The sequence below is a fragment of the Polaribacter sp. 20A6 genome (assembly GCF_011378915.1).
GTDB lineage: Bacteria > Bacteroidota > Bacteroidia > Flavobacteriales > Flavobacteriaceae > Polaribacter > Polaribacter sejongensis.
In genome coordinates, this window is record NZ_WTPZ01000001.1 from 256,050 (window position 1) to 273,116 (window position 17,067).

A 17,067-nucleotide genomic window follows, 5' to 3' on the forward strand; every position below is an offset into this window, starting at 1 on the left:
TATTTTTAGTCTTTTAGAACAAAGTAAAATAACTCTTTTAGTATCGTTGTTATTTTAGATTACTTGCTTTGCAGCAACGATGCTCATTATAAGGACATTAGTTTAGTTTTACTGATTTAAAAATCAGCCAAAAACAAAGATACAATTTTATGCTTATGTATATGGATTAATTACTATTTTTAGACTCCAGAAATTTATAAAAATTGAAAGATACTTCTAAACACCAAGGCCTTAGAAACCAACTAGCTAAAGTACTAAACGCAAAAGGGATTATTGATAAAAATGTATTGAATGCAGTACGTAAAATTCCACGTCATCTATTTATTGATAGTAGTTTTGAATCTCATGCGTATCAAGACAAAGCTTTTCCTATTGCAGCGGAGCAAACTATTTCTATGCCTTATACAGTGGCTTTTCAATCGCAAACATTACAAGTAGAGCCAGGTGAAAAAGTGTTAGAAATCGGTACCGGTTCAGGATATCAAACCGCTGTTTTGTTAGAGTTAAAGGCAGAGGTATATTCTATAGAAAGACAACGTGAATTGTTTAAGAAAACGTCTTTGTTTTTGCCTAAGTTAGGATATAACCCTAAAAGATTTATTTTTGGTGATGGATATATTGGTTTAAAAGTAGAAGCGCCATTCGATAAAATTATAGTGACTGCAGGTGCTCCTTTTGTACCAAAGCCTTTATTGTCTCAATTAAAAGTAGGAGGTAGGTTGTTAATTCCAGTTGGAGATCAAACACAAATAATGACTTTGTTTATTAGAAAATCTGCCACAGAATTCGAAAAACACGAGTTGGGAGATTTTGCTTTTGTACCAATGTTAGAAGAGAAAAACTAACTATTTTCTTTTATTTTACCTGTGGAGCCATTTTTACTAGGTGTTAGCTCATAAATAAAGTTAGGATTTAAGTTTTCTACTTCTCTATGAGATACAAATAGTATAGTGGTGTCGCTTTCTTTTACAATTTTATTAATTAAAGCAACCACAATAGCTGTTCCTTGGTTATCAAGATTGATTAATGGCTCGTCTAAAATTAATAATGGCGGATGTTTTATCATGGATCTTGCAATTAAAACCAATCTTTGAGTTGCGGTAGTAAGATCTTGAAAGGAAGTGTTTCTTTTGCTCTTTAAGTTTAATAATTCAAGCCAATCATCTGCTATTTTAATTTGAAGTGTAGTTGGAGTTTGGTATAAGCCTACGCTGTCAAAAAAACCAGAAAGCACCATTTGAGAAACGCTAATTTTTCTTTTGAATAATTCTAAAATAGCAGGACTAAAATAGCCTATTTTCTCTTTTATTTCCCAAACACTTTCTCCAGACCCTTTTTTCCTGCCAAATAAATAGACTTCTTGTCTAAAAGCTTTTACGTTGTTTCCGTAAATCATGGATAAAATGGTGGTTTTTCCAGAACCATTAGGACCAATTAAATGCCAAAATTCATTTTTATTGATGGTCCAATTAATGTCTTTTAAAATAGATCTTTCATCATATTCTACATGTACATTCTGAAGTTTTATAAGCTCTTCTGGTATGTTTTTGTAGAACGTAATCGGTTTAGGAACTTCGCCATTAAACTCGAAGTTAATTTCTTTAAAAATATATTTTTCTATAGGAACATTCTCAATAATCTCATCATTTTCAATTTCTAAAACGTGTGTTATTATCTGTAAAATTTCTTCTTTTCTATTAAAAAGCTGAATTAAAATAATTTCTGAAGATAACGCAATAAGATCTTCTTTTAAGTTAGAAACAGAAGCAATATCTAAACTTTCAAACGGACTGTCTAAAATTAAAAAGTCTGGTTTTTGTTGCAGCAAATAGTTCAGTAAAGCCTTTTTTTGCTCGCCACTAGACAAGGTTCTTATACTTCTATTTTCTTTACTTGTTAAGGTTTGCTTGCTGTGTTTTGCTTCTTCGTCTATAAATGTATCTAAAATAGAATTTGAAAATAAAAATCCTTTTTTGTTTTTTAAATTAGGGAAACTATGTATCCCTTTTAAAATGTTTTCTACCAAAGTGCTTTTAGTAGAAAGACTTTTACTTTCAATTGTATAATGGATGTTCTCCATAGTAATTTAGTGAAATTTTGAAAAAAAAACTGAAATTATAATTTATATAGCTCTTTCCCAGTAAGTAGTTTTACCGAATAATGAAAGGCCAATATATCCACGAACTTTCAATTTATTTGGTTTAACTAATTCAACATAACTTTTGTATACTTTACCGTTCCTTGGATCTAAAATAGTACCTCCAGACCATTCGTCACCATCTTTTTCTAAACCAGATAAAATATTTAAACCTAAAATAGGCTTGTCTTTATTTTCTCCTTCACATAAACTACAAACAGCAGTTTTTCTGTCAGGATTTTTTATGTCTATTATTTTCGCAAAGGCTTTTCCGTCTTTTTCATAGATTTCTACAACAGAGTCAACTTTACCTGTTTCATCATTTTTAGAATTCCATTTTCCAAAAATGGTTTGTGAACTCATAGAAAAAGAAATAATTAATAGTACGAATGTAAAAAGCGATTTTTTCATGTTTTTATTGTTTTATAAAGACATCGATAAGCGAGGTCTAATTTATTTTAATGGTTTGTAAGTTATCATTTTAAATTTAACAAATATACATTTAGTCATATTTTGCACTAAAATTATTTTCCCATTTCCCTTGAACACGTAAAATTTGTTCAATAACGTCTCTCACACAACCTTCTCCACCTTTTTTGTAAGAAATATATTTAGAAACACCTTGTATTTCTGGAGCAGCGTCATTTGGGCAACAAGGCATTCCTACCAATTTCATAACTGGGTAATCAGGAATGTCGTCTCCCATGTACAATACGTTTTCTTGTTTTAAATTATACTTTTCTACCAATTCGTTGTATTGCTTAATTTTATCGTGAGCGCCTAAATAGATGTCTTTTATACCTAAGTTGGCTAAACGAGTTCTAACTCCTTCGTTTTTTCCTCCAGAAATAATACAAACATTTAAGCCTTTATCTACTGCTGTTTTTAAAGCATAACCATCTTTAATATTCATGTGTCTTACTAATTCTCCATCGGGCATAATTGTAACCATACCGTTGGTAAGAACACCATCTACATCAAAAATTAAAGTATTTATTTGTGGTAATAATTGTTTGTAACTAATTTCCATATTTATATTTTATAAAACTTCTAGACATTGCTAAAAGTGACATTGTTCGTTTTAAATAAATTTAATCAACCGAATTTTGAATTGATTTTGTTAAAAGTTGGTAGATTTCTTGTTGATTTATATTCAACAAATCTAAATGATTTTTTATTGTTTTTTTATCTTTTCTAACTGCTGGTCCTGTTTGTGCTTTTTCAGGTGATAAAGATTCAATTTTAGAAGCAGTTTCTTTAATTAAAGGAAGCAAAACCTCAAAAGGGACTTTATGTTCTGTACAAATATCATTCCCAACTTTATAAAGATGATTGGTAAAGTTGTTTACAAACACAGCGGCAACATGTAAAGCCTTCCTTTGTTCAGAATCTACTTTGTAAATTTTTTGTCCTATCGATTTTGCAACTGCATCAAGTAGTTGTTGGTCTTTTTTATTGGTGGCTTCTAAGCAAAAAGGAACGTCATTAAAATTGACATCTTTTCCTTTCGAAAAAGTTTGTAACATGTAAAAAACACCTTTGTTATGCTCGTTTTTTAACTCGTCAATAGCGCATCCACCGGAGGTGTGTACTACAAACTTGTTATTTATTTTAGAAGAAACTTCAGCAATTGCATCGTCTGAAACAGCAATAATTGTAAGATCTGCTTCTGGGATATTTTCTAATTTTCTAGAACTAATTTGCGTAATAGCAATAGTATCAGCTTTTAAAAAAGCAGTATATAAATGAGTGGCTACATTTCCAGTTCCAACGAGTAATACAGATATCATAAAACGAAGATATTGTTTTTTTTAGTGGATTGCATAAGGAATTACTAAATTAGCAATCATAAAATAATTATAGAAATGAAAGAATCTAAGAAACTAGGAATAAACACGACTTGTGTGCATGTTGGTGAAGTTAAAGACGAACAATATAAAGGAGCAGTTTCTCCAATATATACTTCTACTTCTTATGCTTTTGATGGGGTAGACGTAAAAAGATATCCGCGTTATTTTAACACTCCGAATCAAGAAATGTTGCACAAGAAGATTGCTGCATTAGAAAAAACGGAGGATGCTTTAATTTTTGGTTCTGGTATGGCGGCTATTTCTGCGGCCTTATTTGCTTTTTTACAAAAAGGAGACCATGTAGTTATACAGCAAGTGATTTACGGAGGAACCTATAATTTTATTGTATCAGAATTTGATAAATTCGGAATTGAGTATTCATTTACAGAATCTGATAAAGTAGAAGATTTTAAACCTTTAATAAAAGAAAATACCAAAGTTTTATACATAGAGACGCCTTCTAATCCTTTGTTAGGTATTACAGACATGAAAGCAATTGCTGACTTGGCAAAAGAAAACGGAATTTTAACCATGATAGACAATACGTTTGCATCGCCTATTAATCAGAATCCTATAGATTTTGGTATTGATATTATGTTACATTCTGCTACTAAATATATGGGAGGACATTCAGATATTTCTGCAGGAGCCATTGCCGCAACTACAGAGCATATTGAGAGAATATGGAAAACTGCCATCAATTTTGGAGGGAATTTAAGTGATCAAACCGTTTGGTTGTTAGAAAGAAGTTTAAAAACATTGAATTTACGTGTAAAAGAACAGACTAAAAATGCGCAAAAAATGGCGGAGTTTTTAGAAAGTAATACAGATATTGATACCGTTTATTATCCTGGGTTAAAAAGTCATCCGCAGTATGCGTTGGCTAAAAAGCAAATGAAAGGTTTTGGTGCAATGATGTCTTTTGAATTATCAGTAGGAATTGATGCAATGAAATTTCAGAATCATTTACAATTGATAAAACCATCAATGAGTTTAGCAGGTTTAGAAAGTACAACGGTAAGTCCGGTGCAAACAACACACGCTTTATTAAGTGAAGAAGAACGTTTGTCAAGAGGAATTAAAGATGGATTAATTCGTTTTTCTGTAGGTATTGAAGAGTCAGAAGATCTAATTGAAGATATATTACAAGCAATAAAAAAAGCAAAGAGTTAAACTCTTTGCTTTTAATGTAAAAAGGAATAATAAATTCTACATGTGATCTAATTTGTGGTGTTCATCAATTAATGGACCACCTTCAATAATGTGCTCTGATGCTTCATTTGCAAATTTCTCGAAGTTTAAGTGGAAGAAGTGTGCTAGGTGAATTGCTTTACTAATGTATGCACTTTTGTTTATCCAAGTATTCATTGGGTTTAACATTTCAGTAGGTACGTTAGGGCAATATTTTGGCATAAATAAACCGAAAATTGGGTGTTGTTCAAATTCGATGTTATCTAAACTTCCGTTTAAAATTTCAGTAATCATTGCTCTTGTGTATTTTAATTTAATACGAGAACCAGTTCCGTAAGGACCTCCAGACCAACCTGTGTTAATTAACCAAACATTTACACCTGCTTCAGTCATTTTTTTACTTAGCATTTCAGCGTATTTTGTTGGGTGTAATGGCATAAAAGGCTCACCAAAACAAGCAGAGAAAGATGGTACTGGCTCTGTAATTCCTGCTTCTGTACCTGCAACTTTAGCAGTATATCCAGAGATAAAGTGGTATGCAGCTTGTCCAGGAGTTAATTTAGAAACTGGAGGCAATACACCAAAAGCATCTGCAGTTAAAAAGAAAATATTTTTTGGGTTACCTGCGTAAGAAGGTTTTGCAATGTTATCTATGTGATAAATTGGGTAACTTACACGTGTGTTTTGTGTAATTGTGCTATCCATATAATCTACATTTCCTTCTTTATTGAATACTACGTTTTCTAATAAAGCACCTGGCTTAATTGCTCTAAAGATATCTGGTTCTTTTTCTTCTGATAAATCAATTACTTTAGCATAACATCCACCTTCAAAGTTAAAGATATTGTTTTCTGCTGTCCATCCATGCTCATCATCACCAATTAATTTTCTTTTTGGATCTGCAGATAAAGTTGTTTTTCCTGTTCCAGATAATCCGAAGAAAATTGCTGTATCTCCATCTTCACCAACATTTGCAGAACAGTGCATTGGTAATACATCTCTTTCTATTGGTAATACTAAGTTTAATGCAGAGAAAATACCTTTTTTAATTTCTCCTGTATAAGCAGAACCACCAATTAAAGCAATTTTATCAGTAAAGTTAATGATAGAGAAGTTTCCTTGACGAATTCCGTATGCTTTTGGATCATCACAAACATAACCTGGTGCACATAAAACCAACCATTCTTCATCAAAATTAGCTAACTCTTCTTCAGAAGGTCTTAAGAACATGTTAAACACAAATGAACTAGACCAAGGGTATTCTGTTACAGTTCTAATATCTGTTTTGTAAGTTGGATCTGCACATACATAACCATCTCTTACATATAATTCTCTGTTAGATAAGTAATCTACTACATTCGCTTTTAATTTATCGAAGTTTTCTTGAGAAACTGGTTTGTTGGTTTTTCCCCACCAAACTTTGTCTGCTGTATAGTCATCTTTTACAATAAATCTATCTTGAGGAGATCTACCAGTAAATTTACCTGTATTAATAGCTAAAGTTCCATTTTTGGTTTCTTTACCCATTCCTTTTTCAATAGTAATTTTTTGAAGTTCAGCAGGAGATAAGTTCCATTTTACAGTTACGTTTTTTAATCCGTAGGTTTCCATGTTTCTGTTGGTTTCCATAATTTTATATTTATTAATTAATGTGTATTACAATTGCCAATTTGTTGGCTTTTATATTATTGTTTTTCTATACTGTAAAATTACTCACATTATAGAGGTTGTTTTATGACATATATCATACTGGCGCCGAACAGCAGATTTTTATGATAATCCTAACAAAAAGATGTCCACTTTATATAAAATTAAATACGAAAACGTAATAGAAATAATTTCTTATTACGTTTCTTTAAAAAATGATTATTTTTGATGATTCAATTTATTGTTTTGTTGTAGATTAATTAATAAAACGATGAATTTGTTGTCTATTTTAAGACAACGGAATGTTTTTTATAGTAAAAACTGATGAAAAATTAATTTATATTAAATAAGTACATTATATATGAAATTAGATATTTTGGCTTTTGGAGCCCATCCAGATGATGTAGAATTGGGTTGTGGAGCTACTCTTGCAAAAGAAATTTCTTTAGGGAAAAAGGTAGGAATTGTAGATCTTACAAGAGGCGAATTAGGTACTCGTGGTTCTGCAGATTTAAGAGATATTGAAGCCGCTAATTCGGCAAAGATTTTAGGGGTTACTGTGCGTGAAAATTTAAGGTTTTCTGATGGCTTTTTTACAAACGATAAAGAACATCAATTAGCCGTCATTAAAATGATACGAAAGTACCAACCAGAAATTGTTTTGTGTAATGCTGTAGATGATCGTCATATAGATCATCCAAAAGGAAGTAATTTAGTTTCTGATGCATGTTTTTTAAGTGGTCTTTTAAAAATTGAAACAGAAGTAGGAGGAGAGTTGCAAGAAAAGTGGCGACCAAAATTAGTATATCATTATATACAATGGAAAAATATAACTCCAGATTTTGTAATTGATGTTACCGGATTTATGGATATTAAGAAGAAATCTGTGTTAGCCTACACTTCTCAGTTCTACGATCCGACCAGTAATGAGCCAGAAACACCTATTACAAGTAAGAACTTTACAGATAGTGTAGATTATAGAGCAAAAGATTTAGGAAGATTGATTGGAGTGGAATCTGCAGAAGGCTTTACTACAGAGCGTTATGTGGCTGTAGAAAATTTAAGTAAATTAATTTAATATTTTATTTTGTTGAATTAGAAAAAAGATATATATTTGCAGCCGCAATTATATGGTGGTTGTAGCTCAGTTGGTTAGAGTATCGGTTTGTGGTACCGAGTGTCGCGGGTTCGAGTCCCGTCTTCCACCCAAAAAACAAAGCTTCTTAGAAATAAGAAGCTTTTTTTGTGCCTAAAGTTTTTTTGAAATTAAATAGGGACGAGAAGTTTATCTTGAGCGGAGTCGAAAGGAGTCCTGTCTTCCACTCAAAAAAAACAAAGCTTCTTAGGAATAAGAGACTTTTTTTGTGCCCAAAGTTTTTTTGAAATTAAATTGGGACGAGAAGTTTATCTTGAGCGGAGTCGAAAGGAGTCCCGTCTTCCACCCAAAAAAAAAAGCTTCTTAGAAATAAGAAGCTTTTTTTGTGCCTAAAGTTTTTTATGATGAGGTTTTATAAAATGATGAACTGTTGGTTCGAAAAATCTAAAAACCAATTTAAAACACTTTTATCTACGCTTTTTATCAAGCTTGCTTGTAATATTTAGAAAAGTCTTTACCTATTATGTGTTTTCTCTTCTCTAAAGTAAAATAAAAGTTTATTTTTACGCAAATTTTACAACACAACAAATTTATAATGAAAAAATACACGTACACAGAAAAAAAAGACACTCGTTCAGGTTTTGGAGATGGTTTAACAGAATTAGGTAGAACAAACCCAAACGTAGTTGCCTTATGTGCAGATTTAATTGGTTCTTTAAAAATGGATCAATTTATTGAAGAAAACCCTGAGAGATTTTTCCAGATTGGTATTGCAGAAGCAAATATGATTAGTATTGCTGCAGGATTAACAATTGGAGGTAAAATTCCTTTTACAGGTACATTTGCTAACTTTTCTACAGGTAGAGTGTATGACCAAATTCGTCAATCTGTGGCGTATTCTGGTAAAAACGTAAAAATTTGTGCATCTCATGCAGGAGTTACTTTAGGAGAAGATGGCGCAACACACCAAATATTAGAAGATATTGGGTTGATGAAAATGCTACCAGGAATGACGGTAATTAATACGTGTGATTACAACCAAACAAAAGCAGCAACAATTGCAATTGCAGATTTTGATGGACCTGTATATTTACGTTTTGGTCGTCCAAAAGTACCTGTATTTATGCCAACAGATGAAAAATTTGAAATTGGTAAAGGAATTCAATTAACAGAAGGAACAGATGTAACTATTGTTGCAACAGGGCATTTAGTTTGGGAATCATTACAAGCAGCCGAACAATTAGAAGCAGAAGGAATCTCTGTAGAGGTAATTAATATTCATACCATTAAACCTTTAGATGAAGACATTATTTTAAAGTCTGTTGCTAAAACGGGTTGTATTGTTACTGCAGAAGAGCATAATAAATTAGGAGGATTAGGAGAGAGTGTTGCAAGAACATTGGCTTTAAATACACCTACACCTCAAGAATTTGTTGCTACAGATGATACTTTTGGAGAATCTGGAACACCAGAACAATTAATGGCTAAATATGGTTTAGACGCTGCTGCAGTTGTAAAAGCTGTTAAAAAAGTAATTTCTAGAAAATAAAAGCGTTAGTATTTTAAATATCTTTAATAGTAACTTAAAATAATAAATGATGAAGAAAGTAATTTTAATGTTTTGTTTGGCCTTTGGATTTACACAATTGTCAAATGCTCAGGTAGATTTTGGTTTAAAAGCAGGTGTAAACTATAATAATTCAGGAGAAGACTCTTTTAAAAACTCTGCAGAAGATATTGTAGATGGAGGAGCAGAAGCTAAAACTGGTTATCATGTAGGTTTGTGGTTTAGAGGAGATATTCCTGTTTTAGGTGGTTTATACTTACGACCAGAAATTGTTTATACACAAGTTAAGACAGAATTTGAGCAAGCAAGCGGTTCAGATGATTATTCATTTAAGAAATTAGATGTACCTGTTTTGGTAGGTAAAAAATTCTTAGGATTTGCCAATGTTTTTATTGGTCCTTCTTTTCAATACATTTTAGATGATGAAATTAGTTATAAAGAATTTACTTCTGATGAACTTGATAAATTCTCTGTTGGGCTTCAAATGGGGGTAGGAGTAGAGTTTGGTAATATAGGTGTAGATGTACGTTGGGAAAGAGGCTTGACTAACAATGAGGCTAATTTTGTTACAGATAATTTTACCGTAGATAACAGAACAAATCAAATAATATTTGGACTTTCTTTAAAGTTGTAAATAAATACGATATTTAATATTAAAAAGCTCTTGAAATTTTCAAGAGCTTTTTTTGTTTTCTGTTGTTTTCTAATCTAAGTGTAATAGGATTGTTGAGGTTCATTTTGATGTTTATTAGGTATTGGAATCCTCTTTCTATTATTATTTATTCTACGATTTTATAAAGTGGATATTAGGCTACAAGTTGTGCATTTCTGTTTTATTGTAACTTTAGTAATTAGTAACGTTAGTTTATATTGTTTTAATCTAAATGTATCTAAAACAGATTTAAATGGTAATGTTGGTGTAAAACTCTACTCATTTAAAAGCTGTAAACCTTTAGAATTACTATCATTTTTTAGATCAGAAGACCTTTAAAATACGCTGTATTCCATTGATGAGATTATATATGAACAAAGTTATAGAAAACTTTTTTAATGTGCTTATTTAAGTTGTTTTAACGATTCTATTTCTTAAAGTTTCTTGTCTCGTTATTTTGATGAAAAGTGAAAAATTAGGACAAAAAAAAACTCTTAATTTCTTAAGAGTTCTTTGTTTTTTTTTCAATTCCTTAATTAATATCAGGATTTAAGTAATCTGGTAAGTCAGGATTGTTAGGATCGCTAAAATCGTTTGTAGGATCTCCATCGCCGTTTGCATCTTCATTTATAGTTGAAACACCATCATTATCATCATCAGCATCAAAATAATTAGGAACACCATCTAAATCAGTATCGTCATCTCTTGGATCTCCATTCCCATCAGGATCTTCCATTATAGAAGGAATTCCATCATTGTCATGATCGGTATCCTTTACAAAATCAAACAAATCAATATAAAAGAAAATACTTTCATTTGCTAAAATACTACCACTTCCTACATTTCCGTATCCCAAGCTAGAAGGAATAAATAAAACACCCTTTCCTCCATTTTCATAAGTAATAGGTCCGTTTTCAGTTACATTGTCTCCGCCTTTAAAGTTCGTAAAACCATGAGACCAACCTCTAATAACAGCATTAAGCGTAAACCATACACCATCGTTAGCGTCAAAAACAGGACTAATGCTATCTGTTGCCACAATTCTTTGACCAGAATACTTTACAAAAACAGAATCCATTACTGTAGGGTAGCCTTTTTCTATACTAGGTGTGCCTTCGCTATTTACATAATAATATAGTTTATAATCTATATCATTTTCAGTAATATCCATGGTTCTTACTGTTTCATAAAGAGGTGTTTGGCCTGCTACTATTGCTTTTACAGAGTCTACAGAAGTATCATAATAATGATTTTCTAAAAACTGAACTAAAGTATCATTGTCTATTAAAGCTTGTGCTTCGTAATCAAAATCATCTACTGCTACAGAACTTGTGTTACTACAAGAATATAGTACAATTGAAATAATTGCAAATGCAAAAATATTTTTTATTTTATTCATTTAATCTTAAAATTAGAGCGTGCAATTTACCAATTTTATACCTTTGTAAAAAGACAAACGTTGTATTTTAATTATTTTTATGAGAATTGATAAATATTTGTGGTGTATTAGGGTTTTTAAAACAAGAAGTTTGGCTTCTACAGCTTGTAAGAAAGGACAAGTTAAGATAGATAACAAAAGTTTAAAGCCTTCTAAAGAAGTGTTTGGAGATGAATTGATATTCGTTAGAAAAAATCAAATCAATTATCAAATAAAAGTTTTAGATTTACCAGAAAGTAGAGTTGGAGCTAAAATAGTAGATCTTTATAGAAAAGATGTAACGCCAAAAGAAGAGTTTGAAAAAACAGAGCTTTTAAAATACGCTAAAGATTACTATAGAAAAAAGGGTACAGGTAGGCCAACTAAAAAAGACAGGCGAGATATAGACGATTATCAAGAAGATACAACAGAAGAAATATGACAACATCAGGTAGCATTATATTAAATCAATTACAAATTTCTCAAAAAATAAGAAGGATTGCGTATCAGATATACGAAACGAATAGTTCGGAAAAAGAAGTTATTTTAGCTGGTATTGTAGGTAATGGATATCTTTTTGCTGAAAAATTAATGGAAGTTTTACAAGAAATATCACCTTTAAAAGTGACTCTTTGTAAGGTGAATATTGATAAGAAAAATCCTTTAAAAGCTATTACCACAACTTTAAATGTTGAAGATTATAAAAATAAATCTTTAGTTTTGGTAGATGATGTTTTAAGCTCTGGAACGACTTTAATTTATGGTATTAAGCATTTTTTAGACGTTCCGCTAAAGAGATTTAAAACTGCTGTATTGGTAAATAGAAATCATAAAAAATACCCTGTAAAGGCAGATTTTAAAGGAATTTCTCTATCTACCTCTATCAAAGAGCATATACAAGTAGAATTTTCAGGAAAAGAAGCAATAGCTTATTTAGCTTAATAAGTCTTCTAATTCTTCTGCAACTTCTGCTTTAGTTTTATTGTCTATTTTTACAATAGTCTTTGCTTGTTCATAAAAAGGACGTCTTTCAAAAAGATGTTTTGCAACAAATTCTGGAATTTGATCATCTCCTAAAGAAGCTATTAATGGTCTTTTTGCTTTTTTTCTAATTAACCTCTCTATCATTGTAGCTGTGCTACCTTGTAAATAGATCGATTTTGCGTCAGAATTATTAATTTCTTCCATATTATTTGCATAACAAGGTGTTCCGCCACCTAAAGCAAGGATGAAATCTTTGTCTTTTGCTAGAATTTCTTTTAAATATTTGTTTTCTATCAACCTAAAATAGACTTCTCCTTTGGTTTTGAATATTTCAGAAATAGACATTTTTTCTTTTTCAATAATGTAATCATCTAAGTCTAAAAAATTCATTGACAGCTTTTTAGAAAGACGTTTACCAATACTAGATTTTCCTGAAGCCATATAACCTAAAAGTACTATTTTCATCTATTTGTGTTTTTATGCAAATATCTATAAAAAAAAATCAATTTAATGCTTATTATTCAAATGTTTGATAGTATATTTGCAACCGGTTTACAAAAAAGACCTGGTAGCTCAGTTGGTAGAGCATCTCCCTTTTAAGGAGAGGGTCCTGGGTTCGAGCCCCAGCCCGGTCACAAAGAAAATGTTAAGCAATATGCTTAACATTTTTGCTTTATACAAATGCGCACGTGGCGAAATTGGTAGACGCGCAGCCTTGAGGGGGCTGTGTTCGCAAGAACGTGGAAGTTCGAATCTTCTCGTGCGCACTTAAGTACACTTCTTCAGTATATCTTGTTTAATTTCTTTTATTTATCTTAAAGTTTACTGAAATAGTAATAAATAATCCATATTAGCTCTTTTAGAAAGAATTTAGCACTTCCAATACTTCGGTTCGTTTTCTTATTGAAACCGGAATATTAGATCCCTCTGTAAGTATTAGGTAACCACCATCAGATTTAATAAACTCTTTAATAAAGGTAGTATTTACTAAATGACTTTGGTGTACTCGTAGAAAGCCGACTTCCTTTAACATATCTGCATAATATTTTAATGTTTTAGATACGAGTATTTTTGAGTTGTCTTTAAAGTAAAAGGTAGTGTAATTATTGTCAGATTTACAACGGATTATATCTTCAATATTTACAACAATTATTTTTTCTGAAGTATGTAAAGATATTTTATTAGGCTTATTATTAGGTGCAGTTACTGCTTCTTGCAAAACATGTAGTTGTTCTTTATCTGGCTGAATTTGGCTTTGCGCTTTTTCTATTGAAATAGCCAAGTCTTCATCGGAATACGGTTTTAAAATATAGTCTATGGCTGCAAATTTAAATGCCTTAATAGCAAAAGCATCACTTGCAGTAACAAAGATAATTTTCGACTTTAAATCAGGAAAAATTTCTAGAATATCAAAACCAGTTCCGTCTCCTAACATAATATCTAAAAATAAAATATCTGGTTGTTGTTTGCGTAACAATTTTGCTGCTTCTACTACCGATTTTGCTTTTCCAATAATTTTAATCTCTGGATGATTGTTAGAAATATCAGTTGCTAACATTTCTAAAGCTACAGGCATATCATCTACTAAAATTGCGGTTAATTCTTTCATATTATACTTCTTCTTCTTCTAATTCAAAAATAGTTATTTCTGGTCTTACATTTAATCTTACTTGGTGTAAGTTACCGAGTGCCCTATTTATATATAAGGTTCTACCATCATATAGATCAAATTCTCCAGAAGAGTATCTTTTGTTTTTAACAGGAAGAATAGGTGGGGGTAAAAATGGTGGTTTTACTTGTCCGCCATGTGTGTGTCCAGATAAAATCCATCCTTTATAATTATTCCAAACATTTAAGTCGCAAACATCTGGGTTATGGCATAGAACTACATTTGCTTTTTTAGCATCGTACTTATTCATAATATTTACAGGATTAAAATTAGAACCCCAATAATCATCAATCCCAAGAAAATTTAAACCATTAAAATTAACTTCATCGTTTCTTAAAATAGTAATGTTTTCTCTATCTAAAATATTCGATATAGTATCTGCAACTTTGGGTTCTAACCAATTAATACCATAGTCATGATTTCCTAAAACGCCTGCAGTTCCTAGTTTTCCGTTTACGGCATATTTAAACACTTCTTCTAATTGATCAAATTGTTCTGATGTTTCGTAAGAAACAAAATCGCCAGTATACACTACAAAATCTGGATTGTAAAGACTTGCTTTTTTAAAAGAATCAATAATATATTTACGGTCAAATTTATTCCCCACATGAACATCACTAATTTGCATTAATGTTTTTCCTATTAAGTTTTTTGGTAAATTTTTAATGGGCATTTTTACGTGTACAAATTCCAACCAAAAAGGTTCTATTTGCCAAGAATAAAGTCCACCCACAATACTTGCTCCAACTCCTGTAAGTAAAGTGTTTTTTATAAATTTTCTTCTTTCCATTTTTTTAATAATCTGTTTTTAAAGGAATTTTAAATCCAACTTTGGTTCCTTTTATTTCATTTTTGTCTTTTATTTCTTCAATAGAAAATGAGTTGTATTTTGATAAATGCTGAATTCGTTCTTTGGTAACTTCTAAAGCCACAGATTGATGATTCGATTTTACTTTTTCTTTTTTAGATTGATGAAAACCAATCCCATTATCTTCTATGGTAAAATGCAAGAATCTATTTCTAACTTCAAAAAGAAGTTTGATTTTTGCAGCTGTTTTATTAGGCTGAAAAGCATGCTTAATACAATTTTCTACAAAGGGTTGCAATAACATTGGCGGAATTAAAATTTCTTCTGAATCAATATTATTTAAAGAAGTTTCAATAGTGTACTTAAAAGACATTGAATTCATTTTTTGTTCTAAATCTAAATAGTTTTTTAAGGTATCTATTTCTTCTTGTAAGCTAATTTCTTCTAAACGAGAGTTGTTTAAAACACTTCTTAAAAGTACCGAAAATTGTGAAATAGTTTTATTTAATTCTTTAGAATTTCCAGCATTACCAAGTGCTTTTATTCCGTTTAAAACATTAAAAATAAAATGCGGATTCATTTGCAACTGCAATGCTTTCTGTTCTAAAGTCAGTAAATGATTTTCTACTTTTAAAGTATCAATTTTTTGCTGATTTTTTTTATTCAGTTTTCTTATATGTAGCTCAACAAAAAGCGCTAAAAGCAGACATAAAATTGCTCCACATAATATTATAAACCATGCTTTTTGATAAATAGGAGTGTCAATAAAAAAAGAAAAAGATACTTTTTTACTAAGTAAACTACCTTCTTTAGACTGAACTGTAAATTGATAATTTCCTGCCTTTAAATTTGCGAAATCAACTTTATTTTGAGGACTCCAAGGCGTAAAGTCATTATTTAGTTGATAACGGTATTCGATGTTTTTAGGGTTCTTTAAATCGATTGTTTTAAAAGAAAACGAAATGTTATTTTCATTTGGTTTTAAGGCTAGTTTATTTATGTTTAAAGAGTCTATTGATTTATAATTAACCGCAATATTTTCAATAAAGAGTTTGGGGTTAGCCGTTTCTGTTGTAGAATTGTATTTGTATAAACCTTTGTTTGAACTACCAATCCAAATTGAGTTTTGCTTGTCTTTAAAAACAGTGTTTATTTGGCTGGAAATAAATGCATTGTATTTGTTTATTTTCCTTTTAAAAATGTAGGTGTTGGCATCTAAAATTTCTAACCCATTTTTTTTAGAAGCCCCCCAAATTTCATCTTTTACTCTTTTTATGGAAGAAATATTTTCTATTGTTGCGATGTTTTTTAAAACAGTATGATCATCAATAATCATTAATCCTTGAATTTCTGTTGCTGCAATTAATTGATTGTTGCTTATTAAAAGGGAAGTGGTATTCTCTTCTATAAGTTTATTCATTTTTAAAGGTTTGTATAGTTTGTCTATACTCCATAAACCTTTTATAGAAGCTATGTAAATAATGTCTTTAAAGGAAACAATATCATGAATTATAGAAAAATCTATTTGGTGCTGTATTTCTAAAGGCAGTATTGAGCTTTCTTTAAATTCACAAACACCTTGTACAGTAGCTAAGATAATTTTATCGTCAATAGATTTTATTTTTAGAATTTCTTTGCTTTCAAAAAAGGTAGATTTATTGTGCTGTATAACCAGAAGTCCGTTTTTTAAACCGATATAAATTTTATCCTTTTCAATAAAAATACAATTTGCATTTTCTTGTTTGTAGTTAGTGAAATTTACACCATCAAACTTAGAGTAACCTTTATCTGTTACCAGCCATAAATAGCCTATTTCATCTTGCTGAATATCATTTATAGTAGTAGATGGTAATCCATCAGAAATAGAAAAATTTTGTAGCTGTAGGTTTTGTGAGTATGTTTGGTTTATCAGAATAAAAAAAAGAAAAAACAATAAACTCAGTCGGTTCTTAGGCATACCCTTTACATAATGACTTAATGAATTTAAAATTTCAAAAAATATTTTCATAATCACAAACTTACTAATTAAAACGCCATTACCTCATTTTT

General features: G+C 30.6%; 17 protein-coding genes and 3 tRNA genes. 10 read left to right on the plus strand and 10 right to left on the minus strand.

Features of this window, described 5'->3' with window-relative positions; genetic code table 11:
* Positions 1–203 precede the first annotated feature (203 nt).
* Positions 204–845 (plus strand): protein-L-isoaspartate(D-aspartate) O-methyltransferase, encoded by a 642-nt coding sequence (locus GQS57_RS01140; protein ID WP_165730401.1) that lies wholly within the window; start codon positions 204–206, stop codon positions 843–845.
* Here GQS57_RS01140 and GQS57_RS01145 read toward each other — a convergent pair.
* From GQS57_RS01145 to GQS57_RS01160, 4 genes are all read right to left on the minus strand, one after another.
* Positions 842–2,080 carry an ATP-binding cassette domain-containing protein gene (locus GQS57_RS01145; protein ID WP_165730403.1) on the minus strand — a complete coding sequence of 413 codons (1,239 nt, stop codon included), beginning with the start codon at positions 2,078–2,080 and terminating at the stop codon, positions 842–844. The genes GQS57_RS01140 and GQS57_RS01145 overlap by 4 nt on opposite strands.
* A 42-nt stretch (positions 2,081–2,122) precedes the next feature.
* Positions 2,123–2,548, minus strand: a complete 426-nt coding sequence (locus GQS57_RS01150; RefSeq protein WP_165730405.1) for a DUF2147 domain-containing protein — start codon at positions 2,546–2,548, stop codon at positions 2,123–2,125.
* A gap of 91 nt (positions 2,549–2,639) precedes the next feature.
* The gene (locus tag GQS57_RS01155) at positions 2,640–3,167 is read right to left on the minus strand and encodes an HAD family hydrolase (protein WP_165730406.1); all 528 of its coding nucleotides are present in this window, start codon (positions 3,165–3,167) and stop codon (positions 2,640–2,642) included.
* 61 nt (positions 3,168–3,228) lie between these two features.
* Complete coding sequence (locus tag GQS57_RS01160) at positions 3,229–3,927, minus strand: Rossmann-like and DUF2520 domain-containing protein (RefSeq protein WP_165730408.1); 699 nt, start codon at positions 3,925–3,927, stop codon at positions 3,229–3,231.
* 75 nt (positions 3,928–4,002) lie between these two features.
* Between GQS57_RS01160 and GQS57_RS01165 the strand changes: the two genes are divergently transcribed.
* Complete coding sequence (locus tag GQS57_RS01165) at positions 4,003–5,160, plus strand: PLP-dependent aspartate aminotransferase family protein (RefSeq protein WP_165730410.1); 1,158 nt, start codon at positions 4,003–4,005, stop codon at positions 5,158–5,160.
* Positions 5,161–5,196: 36 nt separating this feature from the next.
* On the opposite strand, the gene pckA is transcribed toward GQS57_RS01165, so the two are convergent.
* The gene (gene pckA / locus GQS57_RS01170; RefSeq protein ID WP_165730412.1) at positions 5,197–6,807 is read right to left on the minus strand and encodes a phosphoenolpyruvate carboxykinase (ATP); all 1,611 of its coding nucleotides are present in this window, start codon (positions 6,805–6,807) and stop codon (positions 5,197–5,199) included.
* 379 nt (positions 6,808–7,186) lie between these two features.
* Between pckA and bshB1 the strand changes: the two genes are divergently transcribed.
* The 4 genes from bshB1 (at position 7,187) to GQS57_RS01190 (ending at position 10,122) form a co-directional block, all read left to right on the plus strand.
* Entirely contained in the window at positions 7,187–7,903 is a 717-nt protein-coding gene (gene bshB1, locus GQS57_RS01175; RefSeq protein ID WP_165730414.1) for a bacillithiol biosynthesis deacetylase BshB1, read from the plus strand.
* Positions 7,904–7,957: 54 nt separating this feature from the next.
* Positions 7,958–8,033, plus strand: a tRNA-His gene (locus GQS57_RS01180).
* Between the two features lie 483 nt (positions 8,034–8,516).
* Positions 8,517–9,470 (plus strand): transketolase family protein, encoded by a 954-nt coding sequence (locus tag GQS57_RS01185; protein WP_068451827.1) that lies wholly within the window; start codon positions 8,517–8,519, stop codon positions 9,468–9,470.
* 49 nt (positions 9,471–9,519) lie between these two features.
* Positions 9,520–10,122, plus strand: a complete 603-nt coding sequence (locus GQS57_RS01190) for a porin family protein (protein WP_165730416.1) — start codon at positions 9,520–9,522, stop codon at positions 10,120–10,122.
* A gap of 550 nt (positions 10,123–10,672) precedes the next feature.
* Here GQS57_RS01190 and GQS57_RS01195 read toward each other — a convergent pair.
* Positions 10,673–11,539, minus strand: a complete 867-nt coding sequence (locus GQS57_RS01195) for an FKBP-type peptidyl-prolyl cis-trans isomerase (protein ID WP_165730418.1) — start codon at positions 11,537–11,539, stop codon at positions 10,673–10,675.
* A 79-nt stretch (positions 11,540–11,618) separates the two neighbouring features.
* On the opposite strand from GQS57_RS01195, the gene GQS57_RS01200 reads away from it, so the two are divergent.
* A complete protein-coding gene (locus GQS57_RS01200) occupies positions 11,619–11,999 on the plus strand; it encodes an RNA-binding S4 domain-containing protein (protein WP_165730420.1) in 381 nt (126 codons plus the stop codon).
* Positions 11,996–12,499, plus strand: a complete 504-nt coding sequence (locus GQS57_RS01205) for a phosphoribosyltransferase domain-containing protein (protein WP_165730422.1) — start codon at positions 11,996–11,998, stop codon at positions 12,497–12,499. The genes GQS57_RS01200 and GQS57_RS01205 overlap by 4 nt, the downstream gene beginning before the upstream one ends.
* Here GQS57_RS01205 and GQS57_RS01210 read toward each other — a convergent pair.
* On the minus strand, positions 12,491–13,006 hold the full coding sequence (locus tag GQS57_RS01210) for a shikimate kinase (RefSeq protein ID WP_165730424.1): 516 nt from the start codon (positions 13,004–13,006) through the stop codon (positions 12,491–12,493). The genes GQS57_RS01205 and GQS57_RS01210 overlap by 9 nt on opposite strands.
* Positions 13,007–13,103: 97 nt before the next feature.
* Here GQS57_RS01210 and GQS57_RS01215 point away from each other — a divergent pair.
* Together GQS57_RS01215 and GQS57_RS01220 are read left to right on the plus strand one after the other, a co-directional pair.
* A tRNA-Lys gene (locus GQS57_RS01215) sits at positions 13,104–13,176 on the plus strand.
* A gap of 48 nt (positions 13,177–13,224) precedes the next feature.
* A tRNA-Leu gene (locus GQS57_RS01220) sits at positions 13,225–13,308 on the plus strand.
* Between the two features lie 92 nt (positions 13,309–13,400).
* Here the strand turns inward: GQS57_RS01220 and GQS57_RS01225 are convergent.
* Genes GQS57_RS01225 through GQS57_RS01235 form a run of 3 tightly spaced genes read right to left on the minus strand, consistent with a single transcriptional unit; the run spans position 13,401 to position 17,026 of the window.
* Positions 13,401–14,150, minus strand: coding sequence for a LytTR family DNA-binding domain-containing protein (locus GQS57_RS01225; RefSeq protein ID WP_165730426.1), 750 nt, complete (start codon positions 14,148–14,150; stop codon positions 13,401–13,403).
* 1 nt (position 14,151) lies between these two features.
* The gene (locus GQS57_RS01230; RefSeq protein ID WP_165730428.1) at positions 14,152–15,000 is read right to left on the minus strand and encodes a metallophosphoesterase; all 849 of its coding nucleotides are present in this window, start codon (positions 14,998–15,000) and stop codon (positions 14,152–14,154) included.
* A gap of 4 nt (positions 15,001–15,004) precedes the next feature.
* The gene (locus tag GQS57_RS01235) at positions 15,005–17,026 is read right to left on the minus strand and encodes a histidine kinase (RefSeq protein WP_165730430.1); all 2,022 of its coding nucleotides are present in this window, start codon (positions 17,024–17,026) and stop codon (positions 15,005–15,007) included.
* Positions 17,027–17,067 lie beyond the last annotated feature (41 nt).